Annotated in this window: 11 protein-coding genes, 1 tRNA gene and 1 pseudogene; 9 read left to right on the top strand and 4 right to left on the bottom strand. The window is 71.4% G+C overall.

What is annotated here, in order from left to right; genetic code table 11:
• From GTY84_RS27675 to GTY84_RS27660, 4 genes are all read left to right on the top strand, one after another.
• The coding region (locus GTY84_RS27675) for an N-acetylmuramoyl-L-alanine amidase (RefSeq protein WP_237532712.1) at positions 1–871 on the top strand (871 nt) is incomplete at its 5' end.
• 2 nt (positions 872–873) lie between these two features.
• Complete coding sequence (locus GTY84_RS27670) at positions 874–1,137, top strand: hypothetical protein (RefSeq protein ID WP_161229126.1); 264 nt, start codon at positions 874–876, stop codon at positions 1,135–1,137.
• The gene (locus GTY84_RS27665; protein WP_161229125.1) at positions 1,137–1,571 is read left to right on the top strand and encodes a hypothetical protein; all 435 of its coding nucleotides are present in this window, start codon (positions 1,137–1,139) and stop codon (positions 1,569–1,571) included. Before GTY84_RS27670 ends, GTY84_RS27665 begins: the two co-directional genes overlap by 1 nt.
• A complete protein-coding gene (locus GTY84_RS27660; protein ID WP_161229124.1) occupies positions 1,571–1,843 on the top strand; it encodes a hypothetical protein in 273 nt (90 codons plus the stop codon). The genes GTY84_RS27665 and GTY84_RS27660 overlap by 1 nt, the downstream gene beginning before the upstream one ends.
• Positions 1,844–1,959: 116 nt before the next feature.
• On the opposite strand, the gene GTY84_RS27655 is transcribed toward GTY84_RS27660, so the two are convergent.
• Positions 1,960–2,814: a helix-turn-helix transcriptional regulator gene (locus tag GTY84_RS27655; protein ID WP_161229123.1), complete on the bottom strand. Its 855-nt coding sequence runs from the start codon at positions 2,812–2,814 to the stop codon at positions 1,960–1,962.
• Positions 2,815–2,824: 10 nt separating this feature from the next.
• A complete protein-coding gene (locus GTY84_RS27650) occupies positions 2,825–3,571 on the bottom strand; it encodes a DUF6879 family protein (protein ID WP_161229122.1) in 747 nt (248 codons plus the stop codon).
• Between the two features lie 172 nt (positions 3,572–3,743).
• Between GTY84_RS27650 and GTY84_RS34235 the strand changes: the two are divergent.
• The 4 genes and pseudogenes from GTY84_RS34235 to GTY84_RS27635 all read left to right on the top strand — a co-directional run bounded on the left by GTY84_RS34235 (position 3,744) and on the right by GTY84_RS27635 (position 4,687).
• Positions 3,744–3,937 (top strand): annotated as a pseudogene (locus GTY84_RS34235) (hypothetical protein).
• Positions 3,934–4,167: a hypothetical protein gene (locus GTY84_RS27645; protein ID WP_161229121.1), complete on the top strand. Its 234-nt coding sequence runs from the start codon at positions 3,934–3,936 to the stop codon at positions 4,165–4,167. Before GTY84_RS34235 ends, GTY84_RS27645 begins: the two are co-directional and overlap by 4 nt.
• A gap of 41 nt (positions 4,168–4,208) precedes the next feature.
• The gene (locus GTY84_RS27640; protein ID WP_161229120.1) at positions 4,209–4,490 is read left to right on the top strand and encodes a hypothetical protein; all 282 of its coding nucleotides are present in this window, start codon (positions 4,209–4,211) and stop codon (positions 4,488–4,490) included.
• Positions 4,487–4,687, top strand: coding sequence for a hypothetical protein (locus GTY84_RS27635; RefSeq protein ID WP_161229119.1), 201 nt, complete (start codon positions 4,487–4,489; stop codon positions 4,685–4,687). Before GTY84_RS27640 ends, GTY84_RS27635 begins: the two co-directional genes overlap by 4 nt.
• A gap of 43 nt (positions 4,688–4,730) precedes the next feature.
• On the opposite strand, the gene GTY84_RS27630 is transcribed toward GTY84_RS27635, so the two are convergent.
• Together GTY84_RS27630 and GTY84_RS27625 are read right to left on the bottom strand one after the other, a co-directional pair.
• Positions 4,731–4,955 carry a helix-turn-helix transcriptional regulator gene (locus tag GTY84_RS27630; RefSeq protein ID WP_345943543.1) on the bottom strand — a complete coding sequence of 75 codons (225 nt, stop codon included), beginning with the start codon at positions 4,953–4,955 and terminating at the stop codon, positions 4,731–4,733.
• A 503-nt stretch (positions 4,956–5,458) separates the two neighbouring features.
• A tRNA-Ala gene (locus GTY84_RS27625) sits at positions 5,459–5,531 on the bottom strand.
• Between the two features lie 190 nt (positions 5,532–5,721).
• Here GTY84_RS27625 and GTY84_RS27620 point away from each other — a divergent pair.
• Positions 5,722–6,270 (top strand): DNA-binding protein, encoded by a 549-nt coding sequence (locus tag GTY84_RS27620; RefSeq protein ID WP_161229118.1) that lies wholly within the window; start codon positions 5,722–5,724, stop codon positions 6,268–6,270.
• Positions 6,271–6,274: the final 4 nt, after the last annotated feature.

The raw sequence follows: 6,274 nt of genomic DNA, 5'->3' as shown, positions 1-6,274 counted from the left end.
ACCCATGACCTACGCCCAGTTCGTCGCCGCGCTCCGGGCCGAGGGCCTCACGGTCATCGAGCACCCCACCGGCGGCCGGTCCCCGGCCGACCACAACCGCAACCACAAGGGCCCCTGGGGCCCGGTCCACGGCGTCTTGGTCCACCACACGGTCACGTCCGGCCACGACCGCACCATCGACATCTGCCGGGCCGGGCACGCCGACCTCCCGGGCCCGCTCTGCGACGGCGTGATCTGCAAGGCCGGGCACGTCCACGCCGTCGGCTACGGCCGCACCAACCACGCCGGCGCCGGAGACGGGAAGGTGCTCCAGGCGGTCATCGCTGAGCAGGCCCTGCCCCGGCCGACCGTCGCGGACACCGACGGCAACCGGTACTTCTACGGCTTCGAGTGCGAGAACCTCGGCGACGGCCAGGACCCCTGGCCCGCCGCCCAGTTGCAGGCCATCGAACGGGCCGCCGCAGCGGTCTGCCGCCACCACGGCTGGACGGAGCGGTCCGTCATCGGCCACCTGGAGTGGCAGCCCGGGAAGGTCGACCCCAGGGGCTTCTCCATGTCGTCGATGCGAGGCAGCGTCGCCACTCGCCTCACGCGCCCCGCCGGGGCCGGGGGCACCACCACTTCACCAAGCAAGGAGGCCCCCGTGGCGCAGCTGAGCAAGGCCGATGTCTACGACGCGGTGTGGGGATCGGACCGGATGACCGCCCCGGCCGGGGCCGCGGACGTGAAAGCGAACCCCCACTGGCAGCCGCAGTCGTACCTGCGCTCGATCTACAACGCGGTGGCCGGCCTCCCCGGCGTCGTCGCCGCGCTCCGCAAGGACGTCGCCGCGCTGCGGGCCGACATCGCCGCACTGAAGAAGGAGAACTGACCATGCACGAGCTGCCCTTCGACGGCGAGACCGTCGTGAAGACCACCGCCGCCTACGCCCGCGACCTCGCCGAACGGACCCTGTCCACCGCCGTGGTCGCAGCTGGCGGCGTCGCCATCGCCAGCGGCCCGGCGGACATGTTCCACGCCACCTTCTGGCAGACCATGGCCGCCGCCGCAATCGCCGCCGCCGGGTCCCTGCTCAAGGGCATGCTCGCCCGCGCCTTCGGCACCAAGAACTCCGCGAGCCTGGCCAAGGGCGTCTGATGCGAGGCGCGGTGGCGCGGCGGCCGGCGTTCTCCCGCCGCCGCGCCTTCCTCGTCACCGTCGGCGCCGGCTGGGCCCTCTACGGCGGCCTCGGCATCATCAACCAGCCTCGCTACGGCACCAGCCGCGGCCTCGCCGACGTCACCCGCTACATCCCCCTCGACGCCCTCGGCTGGATGTGGGTGGCCTGCGGCATCCTCGCGGCCCTGGCCGGGTTGCTGGTCAACTGCCCGCGGACACAGGCCGCCGGGTACAGCGCGCTCGCGGCGCCGGCCGGTCTCTGGGCCGGGGGGTTCGCGGTGGCCGCGTTCGGTACGTATCCGGCGGCGGCGGGTTCGGCGTGCGGGTGGGGAGCGTTCACCATCGGTGTGGTGCTGGTGTCCGGCATGGACGATCCGCCTCCGCCGCACCTGAGGAAGAGGAGAGGCCGCTGATGGATGTTGGGGCACTGGTCGGCGGCGGTGTCGCTCTGGTGGTGGGGCTCCTGTCGTGGACCCAGTCCCGGGCGACGAACAGGCGCAGCGATTTCATGGCGATCACGGAGCGGCTGGACAAGGAGGTGCAGGTGGAGCGGAAGCAGCGGAAGCTGCTGACGCGCGCCTACCTTGATCTGCTTCAGTGGGCGCGTCGGGTGGGGCCGGACACTCCGGCCGGTCCGGCGCCGGAGCCTCCTTCGGAGCTTGACCTGTCTCCGTGGCGGGTGTGACCTTGGCCCCGCTCTCCTTCGGGAGGGCGGGGCCGTTTCGCCATGCCGGTACGACGAATGCGCCCACCCGGGCGACGACGTGGCGAAGTGCCAGCGGCGCGGCCCTGCCGTGGGTCTCAGCGAGGGGTCAGCGCCCGGCGAGCCCGGCTGATGAGGGCCTGGGCGTCGGCCCCGTACACCGCCGACTCCCGCAGGGTCTCCCACACCCGCCCGTACACCGCGACGGTCTGGGCGTCGTCCAGCCACTGCTCCGCGTGCCAGTCCTCGGTGACGACCACGGCACCGTCAAGGACCCAGAACCCGTTCGCTGCCGGGAGCTTCAGCGACGCGCCGAGCGGGATCACGCCCAGTTCCACTGTGTCCATCCCGACCGTGCCGACGAGCCGGTCGAGCTGCGCTACGAGCACCGCGGGCGGGCACACCAGGGCGTGCAGCGCGGCCTCCCACATCAAGGCGCGCAGCCGTCTCCCGCCTCCTTGGTAGAGCCAGGCCTGCCGCTGCATCCTCGCCCGGACGGAGGCATCGGTGTCCTGTGCCGTGCCGTACAGGTCGGTGTAGCGGAGGAAGATGTGCCGGGCGTAGTCCGCGGTCTGGAGCATGCCGGGGACCACGGATTCCTCCCAGACGTGGATGGTCCGTGCGCGGCCGATCGCCTGGTTCCAGGTGTCCTGGACGGGCCGGTGGCCGGCGGCGAGCTGGCGGCGCCAGGACCGGATGTGCGACTCGAAGCCGCGCAGCCGGGCGAGGAGTTCGTCGGTGTCGCCGGGGTGGCCGGTGGCTTCGGCCCAGGCCCGGAGGTCGTCGCCCGTGGCGGTCTGGCGGCCGCCCTCCAGCTTGTACACCTTCGAGTGGGGCCAGGCGAGGCGCGCGGCGAGCTGGGGGCCGGTGAGGCGGCCACCGGCAGCGGAGAGGCGAAGCTCGCGCAGGCGGGCGCCGAGGGCCTCTCTCGCGTGCTGGTAGTCCGTGCTCACCGGCGCTCGGTCAGTCGGTCAGCCGCGCGGCGAACGCGTCGTACGGGATGGAGGCGTGCACGGCGGCGTCGCGGACCTGGCAGTAGCGGAGCACCTCGGCCGGGTCCGTGATGACCTCCACGTCGTGGAAGACGTCCTCGTCGTCGAAGCGGAGGATCGCGACAATCCGGGAGTCGAACAGCCAGAAGTCCTCGTCCGGCAGGAGCGCGGCCTCGGCGTCCTCGCGCCACAGGTTCCGGGCGTCCTCGCCGGTGGCCGCATTGCAGCGGGCGTAGGAGAGAAGGAACCGCTGACCGTCGGTGGGCGGGTCGTCGACGACACGGACCCGGCCGATGTATTTCCCGGCCGCTGTCTGCGCGCTGATGTTCTGGCACCAGTCGCTGTCGAGGTCCATCGGCGCCTCGCCGGTGGCCAGGAACGTGGCGTAGCCCTCGTCTTCGCGGTCGGAGGCATAGCCGCGGCGGGTCTCCAGATGCCACGCCGAGTGCTCGAAGTGGTGGAACAGCTTCCCGAACTCGTCGAGGTCGATGATGTCGGGCACGCGGTCCAGCTCCTTCGGGCCGTGGTTCACCAGTAGCTCGCGGGGCACCACCACCGCACGGTCCCCAGGCCCGAAGTGCTTGAGCCGGGCCAGGTCTTCGAGGTCGGTGAGCGGCGGCCCCTGCACGATGATCTCACCGCTGCGGGTGTCCTCATGCAGGGCCGGGCAGCCGCCGTTCTTGCTCTCGGTGCCGGTGAAGCGCAGTCGTCGTCCCATGGTCCGTCCCCTCCTGGGTGATCGCTGTGCCTTCAGCATGACCACGCGTCAGGCCCCGCTCTACAGCGTGCGCGCGCCCGCGTGAGAACACGAGAGAACATCCGGCCAGACCTCGAGAACATTCGAGACCACCGCATGGCACAGCGCTGCGCGGCCTCCGTACGGTCCCGGCATGGCCAACACGCAGTCGACCAACGTCGACCCCTTCACCGCCATGGAGGCCCTTCGTACAGCCCTCGACGGCGCAGGGATAGTCCTGCCCTCGTCGATCCCGCGGCACCGAGCCTCGCCCTCGTCGACCTCGGCAGGGTCCGCGCGGACGTCGCCCTGCGCCTGGCACATGCACTCCAGAGAGGGACCACATGACCGTCACCAGCCCTCGCCCCGGGGAGGTTCGGCAGCTCCCCCTGCCCGACCCGGAGGGCCTCACCGAGGACCAGCTCCGCGGCGCCGTCTGCGTCTGGGGGACGGCCCGGCTGACGGGCGAGTCCGCCGTCGACCTCGGCGAGCAGACCACCGCCACCCTGGGCCGCTGGTACCCGCGGGCCTGCCGCCCGCACGCCGCCGCCCACGGCCACCAGGACGGACCGCAGTGACCGCGCGCCCGGCCCTCAGCCCCGAGGAGCGGGGTACGACCATGCTTGCGCTGCCGAAGACGTACCTCCTCTCCGACGACCAGCGCGACGGCCGCGCCTGCCCCTGGTGCGCGGGCCCGGTCACCGAGGACACCGGCATCGACCTCGGTATCCGGCCCGGCCCGCTCGGCACCCCCATTCACCCCCGGGGTTGCCAACCGTGCGTGCACCAAGAGGTTGTCACTGTCTACGAGCGGCACCAGACGGACTGCTACCGCTGCAAGCCCACCCGGCCATGCGAGGCGAGACGGACCCTGAGCCGTCTGGTGGAGGACCTTCGGTGACCCCCGAGGATCTGACCGTCGGTCGCGCCGCTGGGTACTGCTGGATCACGTTCGGCCCGCGGCAGCTCCACTGCTGCCGGCCGCCCGGCCACGCGAACGAGGACGGCCACGACGGCGAGGACGGCCACGCCACGCCCTACGGCGGCGGCCCCGGAGAGTTCCGCTCCCGGCTCGCGCCACGCCGACCGAGCCAGTAGCGGAGCCGAGCGGCCCGCCCTGCACCCCCGTCGGGGCGGGCCGCTACCGGACCAGTTCGGAGACAGGCACACCGATCACGCGGGCAATCCGAAGCAGGAGCCGCAGCGTGGGGTTGGCCCGGCCCGCCTCGATGGCCTGGTAGTGGGCCCGGTTCATCGGCACCGCCAGGAAGACCTTCTCCTGGGTCAGGTTGTGGTGTTCGCGGACCTCGCGGATGCGCCTGCCGATGCGCTGTCCCTCGGTGTCCAGCCAGTCGTCGTCAGGCACCTCATAAACGCTGTGACCAGCATGGTTCTATGTCAGCCTGCTGAGGGCAGGCTTTTTACGATCTTGTTAGTTCTACGTGCTCTGCCATCCAGGGCACGTGAAGGGAGCGGCCGGCGGGCGTGCGCGTCTCCGCAAGCCGGCCGTCAGACGCCACGACTTGGTCAAGGCGTCCCGCCCTGGGGGCAATCACCCCCAGGGCGGTTTACGTTGGGACGTCAAGAGGCCCCCACCGACATAGACGGCGGGGGCCTCCCCTGCTGGGCCGTCCTCTCCCCGACAGGCACCGGCAGGTGTCGAGAGGCGCGTCTCAGGCACGCGTGGGGGAGTTCGCACCTGCCCCTCTCGTGGAGGGGATCTTACGGTGCTGGCGGGCAGAGTCCAGCCCCCCGTACGGGGGAGTAACCAATCGAGGCCGCTAGAGCCGGTGGGGATGTGGACTCTATGCGGACTTCAATCACGAAAACCCCCTCCAAGGTAGTCCTCGGAGGGGGTTTGACCTGCGGTGGAGCCTAGGGGAGTCGAACCCCTGACATCTGCCATGCAAAGACAGCGCTCTACCAACTGAGCTAAGGCCCCTCGGACCCCGCCGTGAGCGGCGTCCGGACGGCGGTTCCGCCTGATGGCGGGCGCCGTGACAAGAGTACCGGGTCGGCCCCGGGATCTCACAAATGACGGGGGCTCCCCCAGGACGACCACGCTCCGTAAGATGCTCGGCGTGGTTCGCTGGAGCGAACTGCGGTTCTTGGGGAAGCGATGGGGAGACGCAATGGACGCCGCACAGCAGGAAGCCACCGCGAGAGCGCGGGAACTGCAGCGGAACTGGTACGGGGAGCCGTTGGGGGCGCTCTTCCGCAGGCTCATCGACGACCTGGGCCTCAACCAGGCCCGGCTCGCGGGGGTCCTGGGACTGTCGGCGCCGATGCTGTCGCAGCTCATGAGCGGCCAGCGGGCCAAGATCGGCAACCCGGCGGTGGTCCAGCGCGTGCAACTGCTGCAGGACCTGGCGGGCCAGGTCGCGGACGGCAGCGTGAGCGCCGGTGAGGCCGCCGAGCGCATGGACGAGATCAAGAAGTCGCAGGGGGGCTCCGTGCTCAGCAACACCACGCAGTCGACGGGCGGTTCCGGCGCCCCCACGGTCAAGCGCGTGGTCCGCGAGATCCAGTCGCTGCTGCGCTCCGTCGCGGCGGCCGGCGACATAATCGAGGCGGCGGACTCCCTCTCCCCGTCCCACCCCGAACTCGCCGAGTTCCTGCGGGTGTACGGTGCCGGCCGCACCTCGGACGCGGTCGCGCACTACCAGTCCCACCAGAACTGACCGC

This window comes from Streptomyces sp. SID8352 (assembly GCF_009862265.1).
Lineage (GTDB): Bacteria > Actinomycetota > Actinomycetes > Streptomycetales > Streptomycetaceae > Streptomyces.
This window is presented reverse-complemented; position numbering and strand designations above follow the sequence as displayed.

Excerpts from the sequence above, each read along its gene's own strand:
- GTY84_RS27670 (WP_161229126.1), top strand. The coding sequence starts at position 874 with ATGCACGAGCTGCCCTTCGACGGCGAGACCGTCGTGAAGACCACCGCC.
- GTY84_RS27665 (WP_161229125.1), top strand. The coding sequence starts at position 1,137 with ATGCGAGGCGCGGTGGCGCGGCGGCCGGCGTTCTCCCGCCGCCGCGCC.
- GTY84_RS27660 (WP_161229124.1), top strand. The coding sequence starts at position 1,571 with ATGGATGTTGGGGCACTGGTCGGCGGCGGTGTCGCTCTGGTGGTGGGG.
- GTY84_RS27650 (WP_161229122.1), bottom strand. The coding sequence starts at position 3,571 with ATGGGACGACGACTGCGCTTCACCGGCACCGAGAGCAAGAACGGCGGC.
- GTY84_RS27645 (WP_161229121.1), top strand. The coding sequence starts at position 3,934 with ATGACCGTCACCAGCCCTCGCCCCGGGGAGGTTCGGCAGCTCCCCCTG.
- GTY84_RS27640 (WP_161229120.1), top strand. The coding sequence starts at position 4,209 with ATGCTTGCGCTGCCGAAGACGTACCTCCTCTCCGACGACCAGCGCGAC.
- GTY84_RS27620 (WP_161229118.1), top strand. The coding sequence starts at position 5,722 with ATGGACGCCGCACAGCAGGAAGCCACCGCGAGAGCGCGGGAACTGCAG.